The 23,930-nt window shown below is 72.9% G+C and carries 29 protein-coding genes; 11 read left to right on the top strand and 18 right to left on the bottom strand.

Annotation, left to right across the window (positions count from 1 at the left end; genetic code table 11):
- Nucleotides 1-112 precede the first annotated feature (112 nt).
- A complete protein-coding gene (hemW, locus tag AB8M62_RS08840) occupies nucleotides 113-1,333 on the bottom strand; it encodes a radical SAM family heme chaperone HemW (protein ID WP_369069277.1) in 1,221 nt (406 codons plus the stop codon).
- A gap of 126 nt (nucleotides 1,334-1,459) precedes the next feature.
- Between hemW and AB8M62_RS08835 the strand changes: the two genes are divergently transcribed.
- Genes AB8M62_RS08835 through AB8M62_RS08825 form a run of 3 tightly spaced genes read left to right on the top strand, consistent with a single transcriptional unit; the run spans nucleotide 1,460 to nucleotide 3,546 of the window.
- Nucleotides 1,460-2,272, top strand: coding sequence for a DUF1206 domain-containing protein (locus AB8M62_RS08835; protein ID WP_369069276.1), 813 nt, complete (start codon nucleotides 1,460-1,462; stop codon nucleotides 2,270-2,272).
- A gap of 27 nt (nucleotides 2,273-2,299) precedes the next feature.
- Complete coding sequence (locus tag AB8M62_RS08830) at nucleotides 2,300-2,860, top strand: Uma2 family endonuclease (RefSeq protein WP_369055677.1); 561 nt, start codon at nucleotides 2,300-2,302, stop codon at nucleotides 2,858-2,860.
- A complete protein-coding gene (locus tag AB8M62_RS08825) occupies nucleotides 2,857-3,546 on the top strand; it encodes a hypothetical protein (protein ID WP_369069275.1) in 690 nt (229 codons plus the stop codon). Before AB8M62_RS08830 ends, AB8M62_RS08825 begins: the two co-directional genes overlap by 4 nt.
- Nucleotides 3,547-3,784: 238 nt before the next feature.
- On the opposite strand, the gene lepA is transcribed toward AB8M62_RS08825, so the two are convergent.
- From lepA to AB8M62_RS08810, 3 genes are all read right to left on the bottom strand, one after another.
- Entirely contained in the window at nucleotides 3,785-5,635 is a 1,851-nt protein-coding gene (gene lepA, locus AB8M62_RS08820; protein ID WP_369069274.1) for a translation elongation factor 4, read from the bottom strand.
- Nucleotides 5,636-5,754: 119 nt separating this feature from the next.
- The gene (locus AB8M62_RS08815) at nucleotides 5,755-6,723 is read right to left on the bottom strand and encodes an SDR family oxidoreductase (RefSeq protein ID WP_369055680.1); all 969 of its coding nucleotides are present in this window, start codon (nucleotides 6,721-6,723) and stop codon (nucleotides 5,755-5,757) included.
- A gap of 84 nt (nucleotides 6,724-6,807) precedes the next feature.
- Nucleotides 6,808-7,125: a hypothetical protein gene (locus AB8M62_RS08810; RefSeq protein ID WP_369069273.1), complete on the bottom strand. Its 318-nt coding sequence runs from the start codon at nucleotides 7,123-7,125 to the stop codon at nucleotides 6,808-6,810.
- A 187-nt stretch (nucleotides 7,126-7,312) separates the two neighbouring features.
- Here AB8M62_RS08810 and rpsT point away from each other — a divergent pair, with 187 nt between their 5' ends.
- Nucleotides 7,313-7,573, top strand: coding sequence for a 30S ribosomal protein S20 (rpsT, locus tag AB8M62_RS08805; protein ID WP_369055682.1), 261 nt, complete (start codon nucleotides 7,313-7,315; stop codon nucleotides 7,571-7,573).
- Nucleotides 7,574-7,678: 105 nt separating this feature from the next.
- Here rpsT and holA read toward each other — a convergent pair whose 3' ends face one another.
- The 5 genes from holA to AB8M62_RS08780 all read right to left on the bottom strand — a co-directional run bounded on the left by holA (nucleotide 7,679) and on the right by AB8M62_RS08780 (nucleotide 13,368).
- Nucleotides 7,679-8,692: a DNA polymerase III subunit delta gene (gene holA, locus AB8M62_RS08800; protein ID WP_369069272.1), complete on the bottom strand. Its 1,014-nt coding sequence runs from the start codon at nucleotides 8,690-8,692 to the stop codon at nucleotides 7,679-7,681.
- A gap of 83 nt (nucleotides 8,693-8,775) precedes the next feature.
- Entirely contained in the window at nucleotides 8,776-9,213 is a 438-nt protein-coding gene (locus tag AB8M62_RS08795; protein WP_369055684.1) for a DoxX family protein, read from the bottom strand.
- Between the two features lie 169 nt (nucleotides 9,214-9,382).
- Nucleotides 9,383-10,405 carry a hypothetical protein gene (locus AB8M62_RS08790; protein WP_369069271.1) on the bottom strand — a complete coding sequence of 341 codons (1,023 nt, stop codon included), beginning with the start codon at nucleotides 10,403-10,405 and terminating at the stop codon, nucleotides 9,383-9,385.
- The gene (locus tag AB8M62_RS08785; RefSeq protein WP_369069270.1) at nucleotides 10,383-11,663 is read right to left on the bottom strand and encodes a phage portal protein; all 1,281 of its coding nucleotides are present in this window, start codon (nucleotides 11,661-11,663) and stop codon (nucleotides 10,383-10,385) included. Before AB8M62_RS08785 ends, AB8M62_RS08790 begins: the two co-directional genes overlap by 23 nt.
- A gap of 112 nt (nucleotides 11,664-11,775) precedes the next feature.
- Nucleotides 11,776-13,368, bottom strand: coding sequence for a terminase large subunit domain-containing protein (locus tag AB8M62_RS08780; protein ID WP_369069269.1), 1,593 nt, complete (start codon nucleotides 13,366-13,368; stop codon nucleotides 11,776-11,778).
- A gap of 55 nt (nucleotides 13,369-13,423) precedes the next feature.
- Between AB8M62_RS08780 and AB8M62_RS08775 the strand changes: the two genes are divergently transcribed.
- Nucleotides 13,424-13,873: a hypothetical protein gene (locus tag AB8M62_RS08775; protein WP_369069268.1), complete on the top strand. Its 450-nt coding sequence runs from the start codon at nucleotides 13,424-13,426 to the stop codon at nucleotides 13,871-13,873.
- Here AB8M62_RS08775 and AB8M62_RS08770 read toward each other — a convergent pair.
- Nucleotides 13,870-14,310: a hypothetical protein gene (locus AB8M62_RS08770; protein ID WP_369069267.1), complete on the bottom strand. Its 441-nt coding sequence runs from the start codon at nucleotides 14,308-14,310 to the stop codon at nucleotides 13,870-13,872. The genes AB8M62_RS08775 and AB8M62_RS08770 overlap by 4 nt on opposite strands.
- Nucleotides 14,311-14,387: 77 nt before the next feature.
- Here AB8M62_RS08770 and AB8M62_RS08765 point away from each other — a divergent pair, with 77 nt between their 5' ends.
- Complete coding sequence (locus AB8M62_RS08765) at nucleotides 14,388-15,020, top strand: hypothetical protein (protein WP_369069266.1); 633 nt, start codon at nucleotides 14,388-14,390, stop codon at nucleotides 15,018-15,020.
- A gap of 495 nt (nucleotides 15,021-15,515) precedes the next feature.
- Here AB8M62_RS08765 and AB8M62_RS08760 read toward each other — a convergent pair whose 3' ends face one another.
- The gene (locus tag AB8M62_RS08760) at nucleotides 15,516-15,761 is read right to left on the bottom strand and encodes a hypothetical protein (RefSeq protein WP_369069265.1); all 246 of its coding nucleotides are present in this window, start codon (nucleotides 15,759-15,761) and stop codon (nucleotides 15,516-15,518) included.
- Between the two features lie 430 nt (nucleotides 15,762-16,191).
- Here AB8M62_RS08760 and AB8M62_RS08755 point away from each other — a divergent pair, with 430 nt between their 5' ends.
- Entirely contained in the window at nucleotides 16,192-17,169 is a 978-nt protein-coding gene (locus AB8M62_RS08755; protein ID WP_369069263.1) for a hypothetical protein, read from the top strand.
- A 337-nt stretch (nucleotides 17,170-17,506) separates the two neighbouring features.
- Complete coding sequence (locus AB8M62_RS08750; protein ID WP_369069262.1) at nucleotides 17,507-18,232, top strand: GIY-YIG nuclease family protein; 726 nt, start codon at nucleotides 17,507-17,509, stop codon at nucleotides 18,230-18,232.
- Nucleotides 18,233-18,262: 30 nt separating this feature from the next.
- Here the strand turns inward: AB8M62_RS08750 and AB8M62_RS08745 are convergent, their stop codons facing one another.
- The 7 genes from AB8M62_RS08745 to AB8M62_RS08715 all read right to left on the bottom strand — a co-directional run bounded on the left by AB8M62_RS08745 (nucleotide 18,263) and on the right by AB8M62_RS08715 (nucleotide 21,912).
- The gene (locus AB8M62_RS08745) at nucleotides 18,263-19,006 is read right to left on the bottom strand and encodes a hypothetical protein (protein ID WP_369069261.1); all 744 of its coding nucleotides are present in this window, start codon (nucleotides 19,004-19,006) and stop codon (nucleotides 18,263-18,265) included.
- 310 nt (nucleotides 19,007-19,316) lie between these two features.
- Nucleotides 19,317-19,697, bottom strand: a complete 381-nt coding sequence (locus AB8M62_RS08740; protein WP_369069259.1) for a hypothetical protein — start codon at nucleotides 19,695-19,697, stop codon at nucleotides 19,317-19,319.
- Between the two features lie 30 nt (nucleotides 19,698-19,727).
- Complete coding sequence (locus tag AB8M62_RS08735) at nucleotides 19,728-20,204, bottom strand: hypothetical protein (protein ID WP_369069258.1); 477 nt, start codon at nucleotides 20,202-20,204, stop codon at nucleotides 19,728-19,730.
- Between the two features lie 2 nt (nucleotides 20,205-20,206).
- Complete coding sequence (locus tag AB8M62_RS08730) at nucleotides 20,207-20,590, bottom strand: hypothetical protein (protein WP_369069257.1); 384 nt, start codon at nucleotides 20,588-20,590, stop codon at nucleotides 20,207-20,209.
- Nucleotides 20,587-21,087 carry a hypothetical protein gene (locus AB8M62_RS08725; protein ID WP_369069256.1) on the bottom strand — a complete coding sequence of 167 codons (501 nt, stop codon included), beginning with the start codon at nucleotides 21,085-21,087 and terminating at the stop codon, nucleotides 20,587-20,589. Before AB8M62_RS08725 ends, AB8M62_RS08730 begins: the two co-directional genes overlap by 4 nt.
- Nucleotides 21,084-21,443: a hypothetical protein gene (locus AB8M62_RS08720; protein ID WP_369069254.1), complete on the bottom strand. Its 360-nt coding sequence runs from the start codon at nucleotides 21,441-21,443 to the stop codon at nucleotides 21,084-21,086. Before AB8M62_RS08720 ends, AB8M62_RS08725 begins: the two co-directional genes overlap by 4 nt.
- A 148-nt stretch (nucleotides 21,444-21,591) precedes the next feature.
- Nucleotides 21,592-21,912, bottom strand: a complete 321-nt coding sequence (locus AB8M62_RS08715) for a hypothetical protein (protein WP_369069253.1) — start codon at nucleotides 21,910-21,912, stop codon at nucleotides 21,592-21,594.
- 264 nt (nucleotides 21,913-22,176) lie between these two features.
- Here AB8M62_RS08715 and AB8M62_RS08710 point away from each other — a divergent pair, with 264 nt between their 5' ends.
- The 3 genes from AB8M62_RS08710 (at nucleotide 22,177) to AB8M62_RS08700 (ending at nucleotide 23,925) form a co-directional block, all read left to right on the top strand.
- A complete protein-coding gene (locus tag AB8M62_RS08710) occupies nucleotides 22,177-22,782 on the top strand; it encodes a hypothetical protein (RefSeq protein ID WP_369069251.1) in 606 nt (201 codons plus the stop codon).
- Between the two features lie 41 nt (nucleotides 22,783-22,823).
- The gene (locus AB8M62_RS08705) at nucleotides 22,824-23,351 is read left to right on the top strand and encodes a hypothetical protein (RefSeq protein ID WP_369069249.1); all 528 of its coding nucleotides are present in this window, start codon (nucleotides 22,824-22,826) and stop codon (nucleotides 23,349-23,351) included.
- 67 nt (nucleotides 23,352-23,418) lie between these two features.
- Nucleotides 23,419-23,925, top strand: a complete 507-nt coding sequence (locus tag AB8M62_RS08700; RefSeq protein WP_369069247.1) for a hypothetical protein — start codon at nucleotides 23,419-23,421, stop codon at nucleotides 23,923-23,925.
- Nucleotides 23,926-23,930: the final 5 nt, after the last annotated feature.

The raw sequence follows: 23,930 nt of genomic DNA, 5'->3' as shown, positions 1-23,930 counted from the left end.
CACGCCCGTCCCCGCACGTGGTGACCCGGGCGAACCGCCTCCCCCTCCCCCGCGGTGATCACGGACGGTCGGGCGTCCACCCGTCCACGACCACCGCGGGTGGGGGCGGTCGTCAGTCGGCGAGCAGGGCCCGCACGACGGTGTCGGCCAGCAGGCGCCCGCGGCGGGTCAGGGCCACGCGGGCGAACCCCGCGCCGACGGGGCGCACCAGGCCGTCGGCCAGCAGCTGCGGGACGGCGGCGCGGCCGGGCCCGGTCACGGCCGCCAGCTCGATCCCCTCCGCCAGGCGCGAGCGCAGCAGCACGTCCTCGACGTGCCGGTCACCGGCGTCCAGCACCTCGCGGGCGTGCGCGGGGCTCTCCCCCGACGCCAGCCGCTGCGCGTACGCGGCCGGGTGCTTGACGTTCCACCAGCGCACCCCGCCGACGTGGCTGTGCGCGCCCGGCCCGACGCCCCACCAGTCGCCGCCGCGCCAGTACGCCAGGTTGTGCCGGCAGGCGTGCTCGGGACCGCGCGCCCAGTTGCTCACCTCGTACCAGGAGTACCCGGCGGCGGTCAGGACCTCGTCGACCAGCTCGTACTTGGCGGCCTCGTCGTCGTCGTCGGGCGCCGGCACCAGGCCGCGGCGCACCTGACCGGCCAGCTTGGTGCCCGGCTCGACGACCAGGGCGTAGGCCGAGACGTGGTCCGGCGCGCACGCCAGCGCCGCGTCCAGGCTGGTGCGCAGGTCGTCCAGCGACTCCCCCGGCGTGCCGTAGATGAGGTCCAGGCTGACGGCGAGACCGGCCTCGCGCGCCCAGCGCACGACGGACGGGACCCGCTCGGGGTCGTGGGTGCGCTCCAGGACCGCCAGCACGTGCGGCACGGCCGACTGCACGCCGAAGGACACGCGCGTGAACCCGCCCGCGCGCAGCTCCGCCAGCGACTCCGGCGTCACGGAGTCCGGGTTGGCCTCCGTGGTGACCTCGGCGTCCGCCTCCAGGCCGAAGCGCTCGCGCACGCCGTCCAGCAGGCGCACCAGGTCCCCGGACGGCAGCAGCGTCGGGGTGCCGCCGCCGACGAACACGGTGGACGCCGGGCGCCGGGCGGGCGCCAGGACGCGGGCGGCCAGGTCCAGCTCGGCCAGCGCCGTGTCCGCGTAGGAGGCCTGCGAGGCGCCGCCGCCCAGCTCGGTGGCCGTGTACGTGTTGAAGTCGCAGTACCCGCAGCGCACCCGGCAGAAGGGCACGTGCAGGTAGACGCCGAAGGTGCGGTCGGCGGCGCCCGCGAGGGCGGTGGGCGGCAGGGCCCCGTCGGCGGGGACGGGCTCGCCGTCGGGCAGGGCGCTCGGCACCCCTCCAGTCTCGCCCACCGCGGGAGGGGTCCCGGCCGTCCCGGGGTGCGCGCGGGGCCCGTCCGCGGGACCCTCGCCCGCACAGGTGCGGCGCACCCGGGCGCCGCCGGGCAGGAGGAGGGCACCATGTCCACCCGCAGCGCCAAGGCCGGCGCGCAGGACGCAGCGGCGCAGGGCGAGCGGTTCGCGCAGCGGCACCGCAGGACGCTCAAGCAGGTCGGCCGGGCCGGGGTGGCGGCCGAGGGCGTGGTGTACCTGCTGGTCGCCTGGCTGGCCGCGCAGGTCGCCCTCGGCGGGTCCGGCGGCGAGAGCGCCGACTCCACCGGCGCCCTGCAGCGCATCGCCGAGCAGCCGTTCGGCACCGTGCTGCTGGCGCTGCTGGCGCTGGGGTTCCTGGCGATGGTGGCCTGGCAGGTCGTCGAGGCGGTCACCGGGGAGGAGACGTCGCGGCGGCTGTCCGCGGCCGCCAAGGCGGTCGTGGCGCTGGCCCTGGGCGTGTCCACCGTCCGCGTCCTGGTCGGCGGCGGGACCTCCGCCGGCGAGCAGCAGCAGAGCCTGACGCAGCGGGTCCTGGAGGCGCCCGGCGGTGCCGCGGTCCTCGTCGTGGCCGGCCTCGTCGTCGTGGCCGTGGGCGTGGCGTTCGTCGTGCGGGGCGTGCAGAAGAAGTTCGAGGAGAAGGTCGAGGGTGTCCTCAGCCCCGCGCTGCGGGCGCTCGGCGTCGCCGGCTGGGTGGCCCGCGGCGTCGCGTTCGCGGTCGTCGGCGTCCTCGTGGTCATCTCCTCCACGGGCGACACGGCCCGCTCCCGCGGTCTGGACGCCGCGTTCCGCGAGATCGCCTCGCAGCCGTACGGCACCGTCCTGCTGCTGCTCGTGGCGCTCGGGCTGGCCGCCTACGGCGTCTTCCAGATCGTCACCGCCCGCCGGCGCCGCCGGGCCTGAGGGCGGGCGGCTCCTACGATGAGCGGCGTGGCAGCCGAGCCGGGTCCCGCGGAGGTCGACCTCCTGCACCGGGACTGGACGTTCGAGGACCTCGCCCGCCTGCCCGACGACGGTTTCCGCTACGAGGTCCTGGACGGGCAGCTGGTCGTGACGCCTCCCCCGACGCCCGAGCACCAGGACGTGCTCGACAACCTCAAGGCGCTGCTGGCGCCCCGGGTCCGCGGACGGTGCCTCGTGAAGACGGGCGTCGGGCTGCGCGTCCCGCGGCTGGGCCCGGAGCGGTACGTGGTGCCGGACCTGTCCCTGGTCACCGGACCGCGACCACCCCTGTACTACGAGCCCGAGGCGGTGCTGCTCGTGGTGGAGGTCGAGTCGCCGGGGACGCGGCTGCGCGACCGGGGCACCAAGCGGGTCCTGTACGAGGAGCACGGCATCGGCGAGTACTGGCTCGCCGACCTCGAGGCGCAGCGGCTGACCAGCCACCGGCTGCGCGCGGGCGCGTACGAGGTGGCGTGGCGGATGGAGGGCGACGTCCCCGGCGCCGACCTGCTGGACGGCGTGCGCTTCGCCGACCTGCTCGCCGAGTGAGCACCACCGGGCCACCGGCGACCGGCTGGACGCCGCCCGACGAGGACGAGGCGTGGGCGCTCTCGCTCGTGGCGCGGGTCGAGCGCGACCCGCTGCCCGCGCACACCGACGTCCTCGTCGCGGCGGCGCGCGCCGTCGTCCTGCTGCTGACCGACGAGCGCACCACCGACCCCGAGGGGGAGTTCGCCGCGCCCGTGCGGGCGTGGCGCGACCGCCGCATCCGCAAGATCACCCGCCGGGCCCGCGGGGTGCGCTGGGAGCGCACCGGGCAGCTGGCGCACGTGGAGGCCCGCAGCGGCGACGCCGCGGTCCGCGCGTTCGCCCCGCACCGGCGCGAGGAGGTCCCCGACGTCCTGCGCCCCCTGCAGGTCGGCGGCCTCGACCTGCCCGACCCCGAGGGCCTCGTCGTCCCCTCCCCCGCCGCGGACCTGCTGACCGTGCGCCTGTGCCCGGACGTGCGGATGACGACGGGCAAGGCCGCCGCGCAGGTCGGGCACGCCGCCCAGCTGGCGTGGGAGCAGCTGCCGGCGGACGCCGTCGCCGCCTGGCGCGCCGGCGGGTTCGGTGTGCGGGTGATCACCGGCGCGCCCGTCGCGCCCGCCGCTGAGCGCGTCGACGTGCGCGACGGCGGGTTCACCGAGGTGCCGCCGGGCACCGTGACCGTCAGCGCCGCCTTCGAGGGCTGACCCGCACCGCCGCGGCGCTGCCCCGACGACCCGGACGCGACCCCATCCGGACCGGTCGGGGCGACCACCGGCCGCAGGGCGGTGCGGTCCGGGGACGCCGTCGTCCGGAGCCCGCGCCCGTCCACCCCGCCCGACGGCCGCACGAGGCCGGGCGCAGGGCGGAGAGACGGCGTCCCCGGACCGCACCGCACCCCGTCCGCGACCTCCGCGCGAACCGCGCGAACCGCGCGAGCGACCCCTACTTCTTGGCCTTCGCCTTGTCCCCCGCCGCGTCCGAGGACAGCGCCGCGATGAAGGCCTCCTGCGGGACCTCGACGCGCCCCACCATCTTCATCCGCTTCTTGCCCTCCTTCTGCTTCTCCAGCAGCTTCCGCTTGCGGGTGATGTCACCGCCGTAGCACTTGGCGAGGACGTCCTTGCGGATGGCGCGCACGTTCTCGCGCGCGATGATGCGCGCGCCGACGGCGGCCTGGATGGGCACCTCGAACTGCTGGCGCGGGATGAGCTCCTTGAGCTTGCCGGCCATCTGCACGCCGTAGGCGTACGCCTTGTCCTTGTGCACGATCGCGCTGAACGCGTCGACCTGCTCGCCCTGCAGGAGGACGTCGACCTTGACGAGGTCGGCGACCTGGTCGCCGTCGACGTCGTAGTCCAGGGAGGCGTACCCGCGGGTGCGGGACTTCAGCTGGTCGAAGAAGTCGAAGACGATCTCCGCGAGCGGCAGCTGGTAGCGCATCTCGACGCGGTCCTCGGACAGGTAGTCCATGCCGAGCAGGTCGCCGCGGCGCTGCTGGCACAGCTCCATGATGGCGCCGATGAAGTCGCTGGGCGCGAGGATCGTGGCGCGCACGACGGGTTCGCGGACCTCGGCGACCTTGCCGCCGGGGAACTCCGAGGGGTTGGTGACGGTGACCGTCTTGCCGTCCTCCATCGTCACCTCGTAGACGACGCTGGGGGCGGTGGAGATGAGGTCGAGGTCGAACTCGCGCTCGAGGCGCTCGCGGACGATCTCCAGGTGCAGCAGGCCGAGGAACCCGATGCGGAACCCGAACCCGAGGGCGACGGAGGTCTCCGGCTCGTACGACAGGGCCGCGTCGTTGAGCTTCAGCTTGTCGAGGGCGTCGCGCAGCAGCGGGTAGTCGGAGCCGTCGATGGGGTACAGGCCGGAGAAGACCATCGGCTTGGGGTCGCGGTAGCCGCCGAGCGCGGTCGAGGCGGGCTTGTGCGCGTTGGTGACGGTGTCGCCGACCTTGGACTGGCGCACGTCCTTCACGCCGGTGATGAGGTAGCCGACCTCGCCGACGCCGAGGCCGTCGGAGGGGGTCGGCTCCGGGGAGCTGACGCCGATCTCCAGCAGCTCGTGCGTCGCCTTGGTCGACATCATCGCGATGCGCTCGCGGGGGCTGAGGCGGCCGTCGATGACGCGGACGTAGGTGACGACGCCGCGGTAGGTGTCGTAGACCGAGTCGAAGATCATCGCGCGGGCGGGGGCGTCGGCGTCCCCGACGGGCGAGGGGATGCGCTCGACGATGCGGTCCAGCAGCGCGGGCACGCCCTCACCGGTCTTGCCGGACACGCGCAGGCAGTCCTCCGGCTCGCAGCCGATGAGGCCGGCGAGCTCCTCGGCGAACTTCTCCGGCTGCGCGGCCGGCAGGTCGATCTTGTTGAGGACCGGGATGATCTCCAGGTCGTTCTCCATGGCGAGGTACAGGTTCGCCAGGGTCTGCGCCTCGATGCCCTGCGCGGCGTCGACGAGGAGGACCGCGCCCTCGCAGGCGGCCAGCGAGCGGGAGACCTCGTAGGTGAAGTCGACGTGCCCGGGGGTGTCGATCATGTTGAGCGCGTAGGAGACGTCGCCGACGCCCCACGGCATGCGCACGGCCTGCGACTTGATGGTGATGCCGCGCTCGCGCTCGATGTCCATGCGGTCGAGGTACTGCGCGCGCATGGCGCGCTCGTCGACGATGCCCGTCAGCTGCAGCATCCGGTCCGCCAGCGTCGACTTGCCGTGGTCGATGTGGGCGATGATGCAGAAGTTGCGCAGCCGGTCCGGCGGCGTCGCGGCGGGGACCGGTGCGTCGGCGGCCATCGGGGACACGGGCGGGGTCGGCCTCTCGTCGAGCGGGTGCGGACGTCCATCGTCGCACGCGCGGGCGGGGCGCTCCCGCCCGCGCAGGACCGCGACCGCCCCGCCCGCCCGCGCGGCGGTCAGCGGGCCAGGCGGGCCCGCGCGGCGGTCAGCAGCTCCCCCGGGCGCGGCAGCCGCGCGGCGAGCGCCGTGGCGGGGCTGTGGCGGGCGACGTGCCCGGGGTGGTCACCGCGCACCTGCCCGGGGCCGGGCGCGGGCCGGTCCAGGACGTCGGTGCCCGTGTCGGGCCGGTCGCTGGTCTGCGCGCGGCGCATCACCAGGCTCATGAGGGCGTCGGTCAGCGCCGGGCTGATCCGCTGCCCGAGGATGAACCCGTACGCGGCGCCGCCGACGGGCACCTCCCGGCGCGGGTGGGTGGCCGCGCGCACGACGGCCGCGGCGACGAGCTCGGGCGCGTACACCGGCGGCGGCGGCTTGGTCAGGTGCCCGCCGGTGAGGTTGCGCGAGCGCTCCCAGAAGGGGGTGCTGATGCCGGCGGGCAGCAGGGTCGTCACCCGCACCGGCGAGCCCTCCTGCGCCAGCTCGACCCGCAGCGCGTCGTAGAAGGCGCGCAGGGCGAACTTGGAGGCCGTGTAGGGGGCGTGCAGCGGGACGGCGCGGGCGCCCTCTGCGGAGGCGATGCCGATGACGACCCCGCCGCCGGCGCGCTCCAGCGCCGGCAGGGCCGCCTTGGTGGCGGCGACGTGGCCGAGGAGGTTGACCTCCAGGACGCGGCGGAAGTCCTCCAGCGGGACGTCGCGCACGCTGCCGTAGACGCTGACGCCGGCGACGTTGACCCACGTGTCCACGCGCCCGTACCGGCCCTCGGCGGCCTGGACGAGCGCCTCCAGCGCGTACGGGTTGGTGATGTCGGTGGGCACGGCGACCGCGGTTCCGCCGGCCTCCTCCACCTCCCGCACCAGGGTCCCCAGCGCCTCCGCGCCGCGCGAGGCGCACACGACGGACGCGCCCTCGCGGGCCAGCGCCAGCGCCGTGGCGCGGCCGATCCCGCTGGACGCGCCGAGGACGACGACCACCTGCTCGCTCACCGGTTTCACGAGGGCGACCTACCCCCGCCCCGGGCGGGGAAACGCGCGGCGGCCGGGCGGTGCCTGGACGGCGGTGGAGCGGGGTCAGCCCGTGCCGTAGGAGGCGACGAAGTCGTCGAGGGCAGCGAGGACCGCGTCGGCGGTGGGGGCGTCCACGCCGGCGTCGCGCAGCGCCTGCTCCTGCCCGGCCCGGTCGGCGCCGTCGGCGCGCGCCTCCCACGCCGTCTGGACGGCCTGCGCCAGGGCGACCCGGTCGGCGCCGGGTGCGGTGCCGCGGTCGACGACCATCCCGGCGACCCAGTCGGGGTCGACCGTGCCGGAGGGCGGGCCGAAGACCCGCTCACCCTCGACCCAGCGGCCGCTGCCGCCCCAGCGCCCGTCCGGCTCCCGCTGCCCGCTCACGTCCCGATGCTCGCGGCTGCGGCCGGGGCCCGCCAGCGGCGGTGACGGCTGTTAGGCTTGACGACGCCTTCGCCGGTGCGCGGAGGTCACGGACCGACACCGTCTCCCCGGTACCCCCACGCCGGAGTCCCCGGTGCCCGGACCGCCCTCTGGACGAGTCCCCTCAGACGACAGGAAGACACCGCACGTGGCGAACATCAAGTCGCAGAAGAAGCGCATCCTCACCAACGAGAAGGCGCGCCTGCGCAACAAGGCCGTCAAGTCGGAGCTGCGCACCGCGGTGCGCGCGTTCCGCGAGGCCGCGGCCGCCGGCGACGCCGAGAAGGCGCAGACGGCGCTGAAGCTGGCGAGCAAGAAGCTCGACAAGGCCGTCAGCAAGGGCGTCATCCACAAGAACCAGGCCGCGAACCGCAAGTCGGCCATCGCGAAGGCCGCTGCGGGGCTCTGAGCCCCGCGCGTCCGCGCCCGCACGGAGGCCGCACCCCCTCGGGGTGCGGCCTCCGTCGCGTCCGGGGTCGGGTGCCCGTCCTGCGCTGCGTCGGCCGGGGGCTGCTCAGCGCTCGCGGGCCTGGGCGGTGACCCGCACGGCGCGCTCGAGGGCGTAGCGGGGGTCCTCTCCGCCGCCCTTGACGGCGTGGTCGGCGGCGGCGACGGCGAGGACGGCCTCGGCCAGGCCCTCCGGCGACATGCCCTGCAGGTCGCGGCGGGCCTTGTCGACGAGCCAGGGGGCCATGCCGAGGTCGCGGGCGACGTCGGCGCTGCGCCCGCGCCCGGCGGAGGCGACGCGGGCGAGCTGGCGCAGGCGGGCGGCGAGCGCGGCGACGACGAGGATGCCGGGCACGCCGGTGGCCTCCGCGTGCCGCACGAGCGCGAGGGCCTCGCCGGCGCGGCCCTCGACGGCGGCGTCGGCGACCTCGAAGCCGGACGCCTCGCGCCGGCCGCCGTGGTAGCGCTCGACGTCGGCGGTGGTGACGGTCCCCTCGGTGTCGGACAGCAGCTGCGCGAGGCCCGCGGCGAGCTCGCGCAGGTCGCCGCCGAGCGCGGCGACCAGGGCGCGCGCGGCCTCGACGTCGATGCGGCGGCGGGCGCGGCGCACGTCGGCCAGCACGAGGTCGACCTTGTCCTGGTCGCGCTTGAGCGGCTGGCAGGCGACCTCGGTGGCGCCGGCCTCGCGGGCGGCGTCGAGGACCTTCTTGGCCCGGTTGCCGCCGCGGTGGCGCAGGACGAGGACGACGGTCTCGCTGGGCGCGGGCAGGTAGGCCAGGACGTCGGTGACGAAGGCGTCGCTGGCGGCGTCGACGCCGTCGACGAGGACGAGGGACGGCTCGTCGAACAGCGACGGGGACGTCCAGGTGGCCAGCTGGCCGGCCTGGTAGCCGGCCGCGGCGACGTCGGTGCGCTCCAGGTCGGGGTGGGCGGCGCGCAGCTTGGCCAACAGGGTCTGCAGCGCGACGTCGGCGAGGTGGTCCTCGCCGCCGGTGAGCAGGACGACGGGGGCGGGCACGACGTCGTGCGCCCCGACACCGGGGGCGGCGGCGCGGGCGCGGCTGGGGGTCCTGCTGGGCACGGCGACAGCCTGCCAGGCGCCCCGGACAGGACCGGCCCGTGACGCGAGCGGCACGAGCCGGTCCTGTCCGGTCGGTGGTCGTCTCAGGCGGGCACGCGCTCGGTGGTGCGGCGACGGCCCAGCACGAGGTGGTCCAGGCTGTACCGCCCGGCGCCCACGGCGGCCAGCAGGAGGCTGACGGCGCCGAGCACGAGGACCAGCTCGTAGCCGCCCTGGTCGACGAAGAGGCCGGAGCCGGCGTGGACGAAGACGAACGCGCCGACCGTGTTCGCGAGCAGCAGCAGCCCGGCGACGGGGACGGCGAGACCGACGACGAGGGCCGCGCCGCCGACCAGCTCGACGAGGGCGGAGACCCAGGCGGCGGCGGTCGCGGCGGGGATCCCCACCGAGTCGAAGAACGCCGCGGTGCCCTCGATGCCGTTGGTGGACAGCTTCTGCCAGCCGTGGGCGACGAAGACGACGCCGACGGCGACGCGGGTGAGCAGGAGGGCCAGGTCGCGGAGGGGAGCGGGCAGGCGCACGGGGGCGTCCTCTCGGTCGGCGGATCGGGGAGGTGCGGACGCGTCGAGCTGCACGAGTCCGCACGGGGCGCAGGGGTGCCCGGGCGGTCGCCGGACACCACCCCGAGCGAGGAATTTGCAGCTTCAACTGTTGACGACGCTAACAGTCGGGCGGGCGGCCTGTCACCCCTCACCCCGCGGTGTGCCGGGCGCGGCGCTCGGCGTCGGCGGGGTCGGAGCCGCGCACGAGGGTCCGCAGCGCGGCGCCGTTCCCGGCGACGGCGACGTCCCCGTCGCGGTCGGTGCGCAGGACGCGCGCGCCGGTCGCGCCGAGCAGGGCGAGGGTCTCGGGCGCGGGGTGGCCGTAGAGCGTGACCGTGCTCAGCCGGCCCCGCTGGAGGCCGTCGCGGAGGCTGGTGACCTCCTCGGCGGTCAGGCGGCCGAACGAGGGCGCCAGTCCGGCCGCGCCCCGGCGGGCGTTGACGACCTGCGCCGGGTCCGCGCCCGCGCGGATCGCCTCGGCGCCGGCGGGGGTGAAGACGCGCTCCTGCTCCGCCGCGTCGAGGGCGTCAAAGGCGGCCCGCGGGTCCGTCGTGAAGTCCCCGGCGACGTCCTCGCGGGCCGGGACGTGGACACAGTCGCACTCCGGGTGCCGCTCGAAGCCGCGGTTCCAGCGGAACCACTTCCCGGCCAGCACGATGCAGCGCGAGCGGGCCGGGTACTCGACCTGCCGGACGTAGCCGCTGGTCCGAAAAGCGGCGAGCTCCAGCCGCTCCGCGGCCCGGCCCGTGTCGGAGACGGTCGTCTTCACGATGCGATGCAGCGACGTCGCGCCCAGCCGGCGGGCGTCGAGCGGGCTCGCGCCGAGCCGCACAGCCCGGGTCGCGGTCGCGAAGGGTCGGTAGAGCAGCGCGTCGAGGTCCCGGCCGTCCGCCGCGGTGCCGACCAGCCCGTCCACGGCGACCCGCGCGGCGCGGGTCGCGTCGGGGGCCGTGACGACCTGGACATCCTCGACGTAGCTCCGGGCACCCCCGACCGCGGCCCGCTGTCCGGCCTCGACGGTCGCGGCCAGCGGCGGGCCGAGGGTGCGCCAGGAGGCGACCGGGTCGTCGAGGTCGGCGGCGCCGAAGAGGCGGACCGCGGCGGTCGCCGATGCCTCGCCGGCGGTGCGCAGCTCCGTCGAGCGGAGCTCAGCCCGGCGGGGCGTAGCCAAGATCGCTGCCCATCGCGGCCAGGAGGTCGGTCTGCTCCCGCGCCCGGAGCTGCCGGGCGCGCTCGACGCGGGTCGAGCTCCAGCCCGGGACGTCCTCCCAGAGGAGCGTCTTCGGGACGTCGAGCATCGTCGCCAGCTTGCCGAGACCGTCGACCGTCTGCGCGAAGGAGCGCGCGGTCGCGTCCTTCCAGCGGACCTCGGAGCCGAAGTCCTCCGCCGTCACCCGGTCCCCGGCCAGCGCGGCGCAGGTCCGGAGGGCGAGCTCCCAGGACTCCCCGAAGGAGGTCGAGATCTCGTCCGCCTTCCGGTCCTTGCCCGCCTCCAGCGCGGCCAGCGCCTCCGCGGAGATGTTCGACAGGGCGTCGACGCCGAGGTTCTGCGCCGGGACCTGCGCGATTGCGGCGAGGTCGTAGAGCCCGGACTTCTTGCTCTCGATGTAGGGAGTCAGCGGCGTGACCTCGAACTCCCCGAGCTTCATCTTGTCCGGGTCCTTGTCGAACGTCCACATCGTCGACGCGGACGCCTTCAAGCGCTCTTGCTCGCTCTTCGGCACCCAGCCGATGACGTACCGCTGCCGGAAGGCGGCGAAGTATTGCGCGACGAGCATCTCGAAGGTCGTCTGATTGATCCGCTCTTGAATCTTCAGGAGCGGCTCGACGAGCCCGTACTGCTCCTCGCCGTCGAGCAGCATCCGGTCCCGGAAGCGGACGATCGGCGTCACGCCGACGTCATGCCGGCGAGCCTCGATGTAGTGGAGGTCGCGGTAGGACGGAAGCTGGGGCGACAGGCTCGCCAGACCGCTCGCCGGCTTGTTCTCGTGCCCGATGAAGTAGACGTGCGTCTCGTCGTAGAGCTTCAGGAGGCTCCGGTCGACGTCGAGCGCCTGCATCGGCCAGTCGTCGTCCGCCGGGTCCTGGTACAGCGCCGTCATCGACCGCGGCGACCGCCCGCGCATCACCGGTCCCGTGTCGCCGGGCAGGACGGTCAGGTAGCTGACGCCGTACTGGAGCGCGGTCCGATGGACACCGGTCTGCCGGGCGTCCATCCCGTTCCGCTGCCAGTGCTCCCAGGCGCCGGACCGGTCCGTGCGCGCGGTCGAGGAGTAGATGCCGTCGACCTTCAGGACTTGCGAGAAGGTGTCCAGGACGAGCGGCAGGAAGTTCGTCTCGCTCTTCTGCGCGAGCTTGCGGACCAGCGGCGAGGCGTCCGGGGCGACGTGGATCGAGCTCGCCTCCGAGCCTGGCCGAGTCGGACGCATCGCGGCGGCAATCTTCGCCAGCCGCTCCGCCTCCTGCGTCCGGGCGCCCTCCAGGATCGCGCGTGCCGCGTCGACCGCACCTGTCTGACTCAGCACGCGGGTTACCTCTCTCTCACCAGAAGACGGCCTCGCCGGAGTGCTTCGGGGTCTCGGTCCAGCCGGCGGCCAGCGCCTCCGCTCGCGCCTCATAGGCGAGGGCGTCGCCGACGACGGAGTCGATCTTGCGCGAGCTGTTCGGGTGCTCCTTGCGGACCAGCCGCGCCGAGCCCTTCATCCGGACGTAGGCGTTGCCGTAGTGCTCGTGCGCGAGCGGGTCCTCGTCGTGCCAGATCTCGCCGACCATGAGGCCGGAGTGCAGCCGATCCAGCGCTGCGCCCATCGCGAGCTCGCGCCGGGTCTCGAACGGGCGGACGACGTCGTTGCTGTACCGGTCGGCGAGAGCGTCGATGTCACTTCGCCACTCGTGCGGGTCGAAGAAGGCGCGGACGACGTCGTAGCGGGCGAACGCCTCGTGGATCGTCGCCAGGACGTCGGAGCGCGGCACCTCCCAGCCGATCCCGGCCGCGCCCTCCGGCTTCGGCCAGGCGCCGATCCGGAAGAGAAAGCCGTCGCTCATGCGGCAGCCGCGCAGCACCGTCGTGTCGTCGTTTAGCGAACCGTCGAAGCCGAGGGTGATCGACTCGCCGGCCCCGACGACGTCACCGGGGCGGGTCTGGCGCTCGTGGACGTCCTTCGCAATCCAGGCGTTCTTCGTACTGATCGCCCGGTTCAGGAAGTAGCGGGCCGCGGTCGCGTCGTCCTCACAGACGCGCGGGTCGCGCATATCGCGGAGCTTGCGGTTCAGGTCGATCCGGTCCGCCGCCGCGCCGTAGACGTAGCGGAGCTGCGCCAGGGTGTGCGCGTCGTCCTTCAGGTCGATCCGACCCTTCGCCTCGCGGTGATTCACGTAGACGGTCTCGGGGAGCTCCGCCTTCCGCCACAGCGTCAGGGTCTCCTCGGCGACGGACTGCTCCCCGGGCCGGTAGGCGGTCGTCGTCTGCTGGAGCCACGGGTCGGCGTCGTACCGCTTGCCGAGGTTGCGGGAGATCGTCGCGTACATCTCGCGCAGCTCGCGCGTGACGTAGAGGTGAGTCTCGTCGGCGACGACGTGCGACTCCAGACCGCCGTCCTTCGAGGCCGCGCCGGCGGTACAGGCCCGGACCTCGCCACCCGCGGGCAGGTAGATCGCGCTCGCGCTCTGGTAGCGCCGGACGCCGCCCGCGTCGCCGTAGATCTCCGGGTGGTTGTCCTTCCCCCACTCCCCGGCGATGAAGGCGATCGTCTTGAAGGTGTTCCCCGCCTGCCCCTCCTCGGTCGTGAGGCACTTCACGAGCGGCGACGTGACCCGGCGCGCGATCGGCTGCCCGTCGGCGTTCCAGCCGTCGAAGCGGACCGGCAGGAACGCTTCCGCGGTCGCGATCCAGGCGGCGACCTCGCTCTTCGCGCGACCCTTCGGCCGGCTCAGGACCGCCTCGTTGTAGACCCGGCGGCCCGTCAGCGGATCGAGCCGGTAGACCTCGACGATATGGTCGAGCATCTCGTCGTCGACCTGCGCCGGCTGCCCTTGAATGTCGCCCTCACCGTGGCACATGAAGGCTTCGATCGCGTCCGCGACGGCGTAACCGAGGGAGCAGACCTGCCCCTCGAAGGCGGGGAGGAAGGGCACGGCGACCTCCGCTCTCTCAGGACGCCGGAAAGACTCCGCGTGGTAGAAGTGAACGGTGACGAGTGACCCGGTCGTCGAAGGCATCCGACGAGGCTTCGATACGTCGATCCTTCGAGTCCGGGCCGCACCGGATCCCCTCGCACTCGTCGACGAGATCGTGGCGGCGACTCACCACTTCTACCGACTGGCCGAGGTCGTTCGACTTCGGCACGGAAACATCGCGCCGCTCGACCCGATCCCCGGCGCCCGCGGGCTCCTCTGGGTACGAGGCGCCGACACACACCAGGCGGTCAGCGTGGTGTCGACGGCGGACGTCTACGTCACCTACTACCCAGCCTTCTACGGCGTCGGCGTCTGGCTCTCGGCCAGCGGCGTGGAAGCGTTGTTGCCGAAGAGCCAGGAGAAGTTCACCCGGAACCGTCGTGACTACGAGCAGCACCTAGAAGCGCAGCTCGTCGAGACGTCGCTCCGCTGGGTCTTCGACGCGGTCGAGCAGGTCGTCTAGGACGTCATCCGGGCTCGCGCGCGGTCGAGGCTGGAGACCTTCCCGGTCCCCGGGGCCGGCGCCGCCGCTCCGGTCGGCTTGTAGGCGCCCCGCGCGCCCCCGCGCTGCTGGGGCCGCTTGCCGCTCACCTCGTCGGGCAGGCGCAGCGCGGCGAGGAGCTGCTTCAGGATCGTCGCGGTCGAGTTCGCCGCCGAGAGGGCGCCGTTGACCTGGACGCTGACCTCGACGGCCTCGCCCGGTTCGGACTCCACGACGAGCTTCACCCAGGTCTCCGTCTCGCCGCGGAGCAGGTCGTCGAGCTTGTCGAGCCGGTCCTTCGCGCGGCACGCCTCGACGAGCTGGACTTCCTGCGTCGAGTCGAGCTCGTGCGCCTCCGTGACGCTCTTCCAGAGCGCGCGACCGCCGGAACCGAGCCCGACCGGGGAACGATTCGCCACGACGATCAACCTCCAGATGGGGACGAGTAGGAGCGAACGCCTTGTAGAGCGCTCCGCGAGGCGTGAGGATTAACGGCATGGCGCGACGCCGTGACCCAGAGCCACGAATGCTGAAGTGGCAGCCGACCTTCGTCGCTGCCCTCGCCACGATCGGCGTCCTCGGCGCGGCGGGAATTGCGGCGGTCACAGCAAGTGATAACGATGCGCCCTCTCAGTCGCCGATACAAGCGTCGAGCCAGCTACCTGAGCCGATCCCCGAGGTCAGCGCGCCCTCTGAGCCGATCCCCGAGGTCAGCGAGCCCGAAAAACAAAAAGATCTACTTCTTGACATCACAAGTATTACTGTCGTTAGTACTGGCGGCGATGGCACAACGCTTCGCATTTCGGGTTCAGCGGAGAATCTCGGGGACAGAGCAGTAATTGTAGTGATCTCCGCCCCGGAAGACGGCCCGGTGATTGAGGCATACGGAGACTACCGCCGTGCTGAATGGATTCGGTCTAAGCCCGCAGAGAGGCCGACCTTAGACACTTGGGTCGCCGAGCTCATCGTCCCCGCAGCGACAGAAACTCCAGTTCGGCTTGTCGCCATCTACTACTACGGGTGTCCAGAGAACGTCACCTGCTCCAATGCTCCAAGCGGCAATCCTCCTCTTACCTGGGACGAGATGAGCAGTGACGCCGACTCGCTGCCCGTAACGGCGGAGTGGTGAGTTCCGCTCGCAGCGCTTAGAGGTAACTTTCAGGTGCTCTGGACTGCGAGATGCCTCGACACCGGTCATTTACGTTCCCGAGAAAGGGGTCCTCCCCCTCCCCGTTTCCATTCATCGAAGACTTCTTCGTCCCCGCGTCGACCGATTGCACGAGCGATGTTCTGGCCCGACGTACCGGCTCCGGTCCTCGTCGTCGTGACCGAGGTCCCAGGGCGAGCCCGGCGCGATATGCAGACCGCACCGCGCGCAGCTCACGTTCCCCGCCTCGACTTCGACGGCCCAGAGGCGCCGGAGGTAGGCATGGGCGGTGCCGTAGCCCCGCGCGGTCGTGGTCCCGCGGGCCGCGTCGGCTGCCCGTCCGTGCTCGGCGCAGCGACCACGCGACTCCGCGAGCCGCGGACAACCGCTGACGGAGCACGAACGACGGGCGCGCACGCGGAACTTTCCTCCAGCTTGATCGACTCGATGACCTTCGCCGCGATGACCGAGCGCGCGTCAGCCGAGGAAGGCGGCGCTCCAGTCATCCGGCACGCCGTCGTCGTCGAGCTTCTGCGCCGCGCTGCGCGTCTCGATCTCGACACGGTCCGCGAGCAGCGTCAGCGTCACGAGCGCCGGCCCGCTGCCGTCGTGATTGACCGAGACGTCCGGGCCAACGAAGAAGGGGAAGATGTGCCCTTCGATCCGGAGCTCCTTCGTCGTGCGGTCGAACTCGACGAGTCGTGCGAGCCGAGGCGAGGTCACGGCGGTCCCTCCAGGTGCAGCGGGCGGTCGGGTGCCAGGGGCCGGCGGACGCGGCTCGGGCAGCCGGGGTGCGCGCCGGGGCCGGGGTCTGCGCCGGCGGGAGGGTCGGGTGCGGCAGCGGCCCGGGGTGGCGGCCGGGCGGGTCGGCGCCGAGGGGTGGCGAGCTGAAGGGGCCGGGGAGGGCTGACTCGGGACGTCGGCCACCACAGCAACGTCCCGAGGGCTACGCCTCGACCCGGCCCCGGTACCGCGAAGGCGCGCGTAGGGGGACGCGCTCGCGGTAGCAGGAGGAGGGACCGGCCGAGCCAGGCTCAGGCAACGGGCTGTCTCCTCGACTTCCTTATAGGCACCGAACATTCGTGACCGTTCGGGCTTCGTGACGGCGGGGCGATTTGTCGGGGGTCGGGGTCGTCGTGGCAGAGTGCGGTCGATGGACAGATTAGAGCGCGTCGCCGTCCAGCTCTGGGAAGCGGCTCGCTTCCTCGACGAGGGGACGGTCGCCTATCAGCGACTCGCGCTCGACCTCGCCGATGGGGCGGCGGAGTCAGTCCTCTACTCCGCCTGCATCGAGCGCTTTCCATTCACGCGCCTTTCGCGCATGGTCGAGGGGAAAGACTTCACCTTTCAGGAGCGGGGACGGATCGAGCGGCTCTTCGAGGAGAAGCTCGCTTACCTGGAGGCTGAGGAGAAGCTCGACGCGACGACGGGGCGGGTCCTGCGCCGGCTCCATGCCTACCGGAACGGGACACACCATCGCGACGAGGTCCGGCCGACGACGCTCGACTCAGCGGTCCGGCTCTACCTATACCTCGCCGCGCAGCTTCTCGACGATCTTCCGACCATCGCGGTCAAGGTCACCTCACTCGACGAGGTCCCCGGGCTGCGTCCCTTCCTCGCCGAGATCGAGGACTCGCCCCGCCTCCTACTTGAGGCGAGCTTGTCGCTACGCGGGCAGGTCGCCGAGACGATCCGCGCACGAGCCAACCTCGAGTCGCTCTCAGAGCTCCAGGAGGAGCTCGCTCGACACAGCGTCCAACGCTGGAAGGAGGTCGTCGCCGGGCTGCACTACCTCGCAAGCTACTTCGGCCCAGCCGACGTGACGTCGGACGAGCGGCTCGGGCGGATCATCGAGCTGGTCATCGACCTTGCGAAGACCGGAGACGAGCACGCGACGCACGGGCTCACAGCGCGGCAACGTAGGCAGGTTGCAAGTTTGAGCGGTTCGGACCTCGGCCGGATGCGAGAGGCCCCGACGCGGATCCAGGCACAGGAGCGCCCTCTCGACGCCTTCGCGGCCTTCGCCGACTTTGAGGACGACCTGGAGCCGCTGGAGACGATGGTCCGCACGATGGGCTACGAGGTTGAGCGAGCTGAGACTCTGAAGGACGAGGAGCGGCGCGGGAAGTGAGCTACCCGCGCCCCGCCCACTTCAGAGCCGTGCCGGCGTCCTGCACGAAGCGGCGCTGCTCCAGGTAGGCAGTGAGCTCACGGTGGTAGCCGCTCTCGGATCGCATCCCGGATCAGGAGTCAGGTCTCGTGCTCGCCGACGTCCTCGCCGACGTCCTCGCCGACGTCCTCGCCGACGTCCTCGCGGGTGACGTCGGCAAGCAGGCTCCGGAAGGGCACGGCGGCGCTGCCACGGGATGAACTGCGCGAGAGGCTGGGGCACCGCGGACGGCATCGCGTGGCGGGCACGAAGCGCGGTACCGGTCAAGATGGCCGAGACGACGACCGATGTAGCTCCCGTGCTCCAGACGATCGCCCAGTACGGCGGTGAGCCCGGCCCGACCGATGCCGGCACCTTCATCGTCGACTTCTTGACCATGCACGGGCCGCAGCGTCGAGCCACGATGGTGCGAGCTTTCGAAGAGACCTGGCAGCAGATCGCCGGCCGGCCGTTGCGTACTAACGCGGTCTCGAAGGTGAAGAAGGCGATCGAGCAGCTCCTTGAGCAGGGTCGGATCGTGTCAACACCGGCGCGGGGTGTCTATGCGGTCGTCGACACAGACGCATCCTCAGACGAAGCCGCCTCGATGCCTCTCCCGGCGCTGGTGCCAGTGCCCAACGCTGAGGATGTCGAGGATGTCGAGGACGTCATGCCTGACTCCGTGGAGCGACTCGGAGAGGGCGCAGAGACCGTCTACTGCTGCTACTTCGACATCTACCGCCGTCACGCTGAGTTGGGCGGCGATACCCGCTGGCCCGTCAAGATTGGGCGGACCGCGCTGACCGTCGAGAGCCGCACCGGTAACGCTCGTACCTTCATGCCGGAGCGACCGGTGACCGCGCTGTTGCTGCGCACCCCGCGTGCCGGGGCGCTGGAGAAGGTGCTGCACGGCGTCTTGGAGCTGCGCGGACGGCGCTTCGCCAGTGGCGGCGGCGCGGAGTGGTTCTTGACCACACCGGAGGAGATCGCCGACATCTACCGCGCCGTCATGGCCGAGGAGGGTCGCAACACGAAGCCGAGCTAACGTTCGAGTCCAGCCAGCGGCCCGCCCAGGTCATGCGCTCTCCTCGAACTCGGCCCGCACCGGACGCGGGATGCCTCGGCTCGCCTGGTCCCACCAGCGCGGGACGTGCGGCCCGCCGTTCAGGGCGACGACCAGGGCGTCGACCGCGTCCAGGTAGTAGCCGTGCGCGGTCGAAGCGGAGACGTGAAGCGCCTTCGCCGCCTCCCTGCGCGTGTACCCCTCCGCGATCAGCCGGGCGGCGCGGACGACGTGCTCGGGCAGGTCGAGGGTCCGCCAGGCGCGCTGCACGTCGAGGCAGGCCGCCTGCCACTCGCCGCGCTCCGCCGGGTCCCGACGTCCGCCCGGAGCGTCGTCCGCCGGCCCGGCCTCGTCGTCGTGCCGCTTGCGGCGGTTCGGCGCCGCCAGGGAGTAGGCGTCGTCCCAGACCGCCGGGAGCAGATCCATGACCAGCTCCCGGCGGTACCAGACGAGGTCCCTGGTCGAGTAGCCGTTCCCGGCCGCGTGCTCGGCGACGACGACGCCGCGCAGGATCTCCTCCAGCCCGTCCCGGAGGCGCTTGCGCGCCAGGAAGACCGTCGCCTGCTCCTCGGGGACGATGCCGCCCAGGATCGAGCGAAGCCGGCCCGGGTGCGCCAGGACCCAGCACCAGCCCTCCTGCGCGAGATCCTCGACGGTCGGGCCGCCGTAGAGGCGGCGGACCCGGCGGGCGGCGAGCTGGACGACGTCGGCGACGAGGTCGTAGTGGAGATCGAGGAGGGAGGGCGTCTCGGTCACGGTTACGGAAGTCCTTCTGTGGCAGCGGTTCTCTCTGTTCCCATTGTCCGGGACGCCCTCCGTCCTCACCGGAGTTCGCGTCCCGCTCGCGCCCAGGCGCGGTCGACCTGCGCCACGGTCGCCGAGGTGACCGTGAGGCCCTGCCCGGCCAGGAGCCGGCGGGTCGCCGCCTTGCGCGCGGCGGCGCGGGCGTGGTCCGGGTCCGCGGTCGCCGCGGGCGCTCGCGGTGCCGTCCGGGGCGGTTCGGCGCGCTTCGCGACCGGTCGCCGCTCCCCCGTCGCCTTCGTGACGTTGAGCCGGATCCGGCCGGTCACCAGAACCGCCGCCGGAGGACGTCGAGGAGGACGAGGTAGCGCGGCCCGTCGTGCCCGTGGGTCAGCCAGATGACCGCGGAGACGTCCCGGCGTCCGCCGGCGTCCAGGAGCGCGCGGACCGCGGCGGCAGCCCGCGGCCAGGGGTAGCCGAGGTCGAGGGCGATGACGCGGCGGGCGACGCGCTCGGGGTCCAGGAAGGCGAGCCGGGCGTCGGCCCAGGAGTGCTCGGTGAGGTCCGGGGTGAAGAGCCGCGCCCCGGCCGGGATCAGCTCCTCGTAGCCCTGCCCGGCCCGCCCACGGCCGTTGCCGGCGTGGGCGTCGACCGTGTCGAGCCAGCGCTGCTGCGCGGTCCGGATCCGGGGAAGTGTGTCGATCATCGGGAGTGCCTCCTCTCGGGGTCGGGGTGGTCAGGGGGTCGGGACGGTCAGGACGGCGAGCTCGGAGCACGCCCACTCAACGGCCTCGGCGACGTCGCCCGCGCCGGAGAAGTGAGCGACGTCGAGGACTTCGCCGTCGTCGTAGAGGACGCCCCGGTACTCCTCCCCGGTCACGGTGAGGTCGGCGAACGGCTGGCGGCGGCCCTGGTGGTCGCGGACCTCCCAGCGGAGCCGGATCGCCGGGATACCCCGGGTGGTGCCGAGCTGGACGCGGTTCGGGCCGAGGATCAGCGCGGCGTCCGCCAGCCGCCCGAGCGCCTGCTGCTCCGCGGGGACCGTGGAGTAGAGGGCGACGCGGCGGACCGGCTCGGAGAGGAGGCGGACGAGGTGCTGCGCGCGGGCGACGACGGCGTGGCCGACCTGCTCAGCCTGGTCCGAAGCCAGGGCGCCGAAGGTGTAGTTCCAGGTCTCGCCGAGCGGAGTCGCGGCGGGGGTGGTCGTGGTCATGGTCAGGCTCCGATCCAGCGGTAGAGGGTGACGTGCTTGTCCGAGTTGCCGCGCGTACCGAGGCTGCGCGTCGTGGTCTCGCCGAGGGAGACGGCCCGCCGGGAGGCGACCGCTCCGGCGTAGGAGGCGGAGAGGGTGCGCTGAGAGAGCTCCCCGGGGCCGTCGCCGAGGACGACCCCGGCGGCGTCGAGAGCCGCGCGGACCGTGTTCCAGTCGAAGGTTCCGCGCGGATCGGCTGCCGCCGCCGTCTGCATCGCCTTGTAGGCGGTGTCGACGCCGAGGGGGTCGGCGGCCCGGACTCGTTCGAGGCGCGCGACCCGCGCCTCCTCAGCCTCGACGACCGCGCGGTCGTGCTCGCGGCGCCGGGCGAGGTTGCGCGGCCTCACAGCGACACCGTCCGCGGGATGGGCTCGGACGAGCAGTAGTCGAGGAGCCCGTCCCAGAGGTCCGCCGTGTCGACGAGCTTGCGCAGCCGGACCCGGCGGTCCCGGCGACCGCGGCGGGGCGCCGGGTCGGTCTCCGAGATCCAGCGACGCAGCCGGGCGTCCGCGGCGGCGTGCTCGGAGAGCTCCCCCTCGTCGTCCGCGGGCATGAGCCAGAGCCGACCGTCGGCGTGCTCGTCGTCCCGGAGCAGCCAGCCCGCCGTCCAGGCGCCCGGCGGCACGGCGGCGAGCTGCCGGAGCAGCGTCGGGCCGTGGAGGGCGAGCCGACGCGGCTTCAGGCAGTGCGCCGAGTGGGCCGCGCGCGGACCGGCGAGGACGAAGTAGGCGACGTCCTGGCGGTCCCGGTGCGTCGCGTCCCGGCGGAGCAGGAGCAGGCTGCCGACGAGGGTCTGCTGCGCGCCGCGGGCGTGCCGGGTCAGCGGCTTGACGCGGGCGGTCATGCGCCGTGCTCCCCGTGCGCGACCAGGGCGGAGAGGTAGAGGTCGGTCAGGTCGAGCGCCAGGGTCGGGTCGTCGGTCTCCAGGAGGACGCGGTGGTGGAAGCGGGCGATCGAGCGTGCGAAGACGTCGGCGAGGAGCGCCTGCTCCTCGGCCAGCTCGTCGAGGTCGCTCGCCGGCGGCGTCTGCTCGATGGGCGCGGGCACGGTCGCCTCGGTCGGCAGGACGTTCGGGTAGGCGGCGCCGAGGGCCGCGTTCGCGACCGCGACGGCATTCGTCCAGGAGCCGAAGAGGCGGTAGATCGTGGTCAGGCTCGCCTCGCCGTCGAGGCGGCAGTCGGCGTACTTGTCCGCGGTCATGCGGGCGGGGTAGAGCTCGTGCGCGACGCGGAGGAGGTGCTGCGCGGCGGTCTCGGTCGTGTGGCGGCGGGTCATGGGGGGTCCGTTCTCTACGTGGTGGCGGGGAGGAGGGGCCGGGCGGGTCGACGTCGACCCGCCCGGCGGCGGGTCAGTAGAGGGTCGAGATCGCCTCGCGGGCACGCTCGAAGATGGCGCTCGGCGTCATCGCGGGGTTCTCGCTGACGACGGCCTCGGCGCCGAACTGAGGCGCGGTCAGCGTGACGACGACCTCGCCGTTGCCGAGGGTCGTGTACCCGGCCTCGACGAGCTGCCGCTCCGCCTCCTGCGCGATCGCGGCGACGGCGAAGTAGGTCGGGTCGCTGACGTCCGGGTCGCAGCCGAGCAGGAGGTCCGTGACGCTGCTGTAGCCCGTGTGATCGGGCATGAGGCCGACGAGCGTCCAGATCGGGCCGAGGGTGGTCGTGCTCATGGTGGCTCCAGAGGAGAGAGTGGGCGGATCGGAGGGTGGCCGCTCGTCACGGCTCTCGCTCTGCGTCCGCCGGTCATCTCGCTCTAGGCGTGTTCCCGGCTTGTGGAGACGACGTTACCCGCGCGCGGCACCGAACGCGCGAACTTCGGGCGCCTAATCCGGTCACAGATTGGTAACTCTCGTTCTGCTGCAACGGATATGCTCAACTAGAGTGCAGCGACCGCGGGACCGGTCCGGCGAAAACCGTTGCGGGACAATGCCTCCATGCCTACCCGCGCCGTCGTCCTGACCACGCCGAGCACCCACGCCCGCCTCGACGCCTTCCTCGCCGGCTGGCGGCGTTGGACCGGGGACGCCCCGATCGAGGTCGTCGAGGGCATCGAGGTCCCCCGCGCGCCCTGGCAGGGGGCGTTCCTCGCGCACGTCGGCGCGCTGCTCGCCGCCGGGCCGCGCGAGCTCGCCGTCTTCGAGGACGGCGCGGTCCTGGCGGCCGGCTTCGACCTCGACGTCCGGCCGCCGCGCGCCTGGGACCTCGCCTACCTCGGGCACGAGCTCCGCGCCCCACTCGCCGAGGCGGTCGAGGGTTCCCCCTGGGTCGTGCCGACCGAGGTCGCGCGGACGCACGGCTACGTCGTCCGGAACGCCGAGGCGGTCGGGCGGCAGCTCAGCCGGCGCGGCGGCGAGCACGTCGACTACGCCCTCTCCCGGCTACCGCTGCGCCGCTTCGCGCTCGTGCCCGCGACCGTCGGGCAGGCGGCCGGGGTCCTCGATCCCTCGACCGGGCGGGAGCTGGCCGAGGACGCCTTCTGGCACGACTCCCCCTGGCTGCCCGCGGCAGCGGACGACGACGAGTCCGCGCTGGACTCCTGAGTTCTTCGACGCTCGCGCCAGGCGCCCGGTTAGATGCTCCCGTGAGCGATGCCTGGGCCGCCCTCCTCGCCGCGGTGCTCGCCGCCGCCGCAACCGTGTTGGTCGGTCTCCGGCCGAACGCCCGCGACCGGCGTGACAGAGAGGCGATCCGCGAGGGGCTGGAGCTCGCGAAGCTCATGCCGCCTGGCAAGCACCGACGCCTCCTGAACGCTCATGCGCAGCATGTCGCCGAGCGGTACGTGACGCGCGAGTGGGCGAAGGCAGAGCGGTACTGGGGACGCGCGATGGGTGTCCTCATGCTCGTTGCCGGGGCCTTCGTAGCGGTCGATGCGATACTCCCGGCTGCATTGGCCGGACAGGGGGCGTGGAGCACGGAGAGCATCGTCTTCGGCGTCATAGGAGGCATCATCAGCGCGCTCGGCGCGGTCACATTGATCCTCCCGGCGCGCATCTTGCTGGGTAAGGAGGACCGCCCCCCGACGTTCGACGACACCGGTCAACCGATCCCCGCGCCCCCGAGTGGGCGGTCGCTGCTTCGCCTACCCCGCCGGCGCAACACCGCGCCGTAGTCTCGCCCGTCGCTGAGCTCACGCGCCCCTCGCGTCGGCGGACGGGTGCAGCCGCTTGAATGCCCCCGTGAACGAAGCATGGGCGGCCGTCGTCGCCGCGGGCATCGGCGGTCTCGCAGCCCTGGTCGTCGCCCTGCTCAGCTACGCCCGCGACAAGCGGCAGCGTGAGGCGATCGCAGAGGCGATCGACCTCGCGAGCAAGCTGCCGGGCACGAAGGAGTCGAAGGAGCTCGTCGCCCTCGCGAAACGACAGATGCACGAATACACGACCCGCGAGTGGACGAAAGCCGCGTACCGCTACATGCGCGGAATGGGCTACCTCGCCCTCTTCTTTGCCTGGGTATTCTCTAGCTTCGCGCTTATCTCCTGGGACTCGCCGACGGGCATAAGAGTTCTCAACATCGTGCTTTTCGTGCTAGCTGTCGCACTCCTCGGAATAGGCACGGTTTTCGTCGTCTACCCGAGAGAGAGGATCCTGTCTCCGAGCGCCCGGCTGCCCGTCTTCGAGGATGACTCGCCGCCCACTCCTCCGGCTCCGTCCGCGCCTGCCCGCCGCCAACGCTGGTGGTCGTAGTTCTT

The organism is Kineococcus terrestris, assembly GCF_041020755.1.
Lineage (GTDB): Bacteria > Actinomycetota > Actinomycetes > Actinomycetales > Kineococcaceae > Kineococcus > Kineococcus terrestris.
This window is presented reverse-complemented; position numbering and strand designations above follow the sequence as displayed.

What these genes read in the sequence shown, in the direction of transcription:
- AB8M62_RS08720 (WP_369069254.1), bottom strand. Translation starts at nt 21,443, where the DNA reads ATGACCGCGGACAAGTACGCCGACTGCCGCCTCGACGGCGAGGCGAGC.
- AB8M62_RS08735 (WP_369069258.1), bottom strand. Translation starts at nt 20,204, where the DNA reads ATGACCACGACCACCCCCGCCGCGACTCCGCTCGGCGAGACCTGGAAC.
- AB8M62_RS08725 (WP_369069256.1), bottom strand. Translation starts at nt 21,087, where the DNA reads ATGACCGCCCGCGTCAAGCCGCTGACCCGGCACGCCCGCGGCGCGCAG.
- AB8M62_RS08755 (WP_369069263.1), top strand. Translation starts at nt 16,192, where the DNA reads ATGGACAGATTAGAGCGCGTCGCCGTCCAGCTCTGGGAAGCGGCTCGC.
- AB8M62_RS08785 (WP_369069270.1), bottom strand. Translation starts at nt 11,663, where the DNA reads ATGCGTCCGACTCGGCCAGGCTCGGAGGCGAGCTCGATCCACGTCGCC.
- AB8M62_RS08715 (WP_369069253.1), bottom strand. Translation starts at nt 21,912, where the DNA reads ATGAGCACGACCACCCTCGGCCCGATCTGGACGCTCGTCGGCCTCATG.
- AB8M62_RS08835 (WP_369069276.1), top strand. Translation starts at nt 1,460, where the DNA reads ATGTCCACCCGCAGCGCCAAGGCCGGCGCGCAGGACGCAGCGGCGCAG.
- AB8M62_RS08710 (WP_369069251.1), top strand. Translation starts at nt 22,177, where the DNA reads ATGCCTACCCGCGCCGTCGTCCTGACCACGCCGAGCACCCACGCCCGC.
- AB8M62_RS08740 (WP_369069259.1), bottom strand. Translation starts at nt 19,697, where the DNA reads ATGATCGACACACTTCCCCGGATCCGGACCGCGCAGCAGCGCTGGCTC.
- lepA (WP_369069274.1), bottom strand. Translation starts at nt 5,635, where the DNA reads ATGGCCGCCGACGCACCGGTCCCCGCCGCGACGCCGCCGGACCGGCTG.
- AB8M62_RS08765 (WP_369069266.1), top strand. Translation starts at nt 14,388, where the DNA reads ATGGCGCGACGCCGTGACCCAGAGCCACGAATGCTGAAGTGGCAGCCG.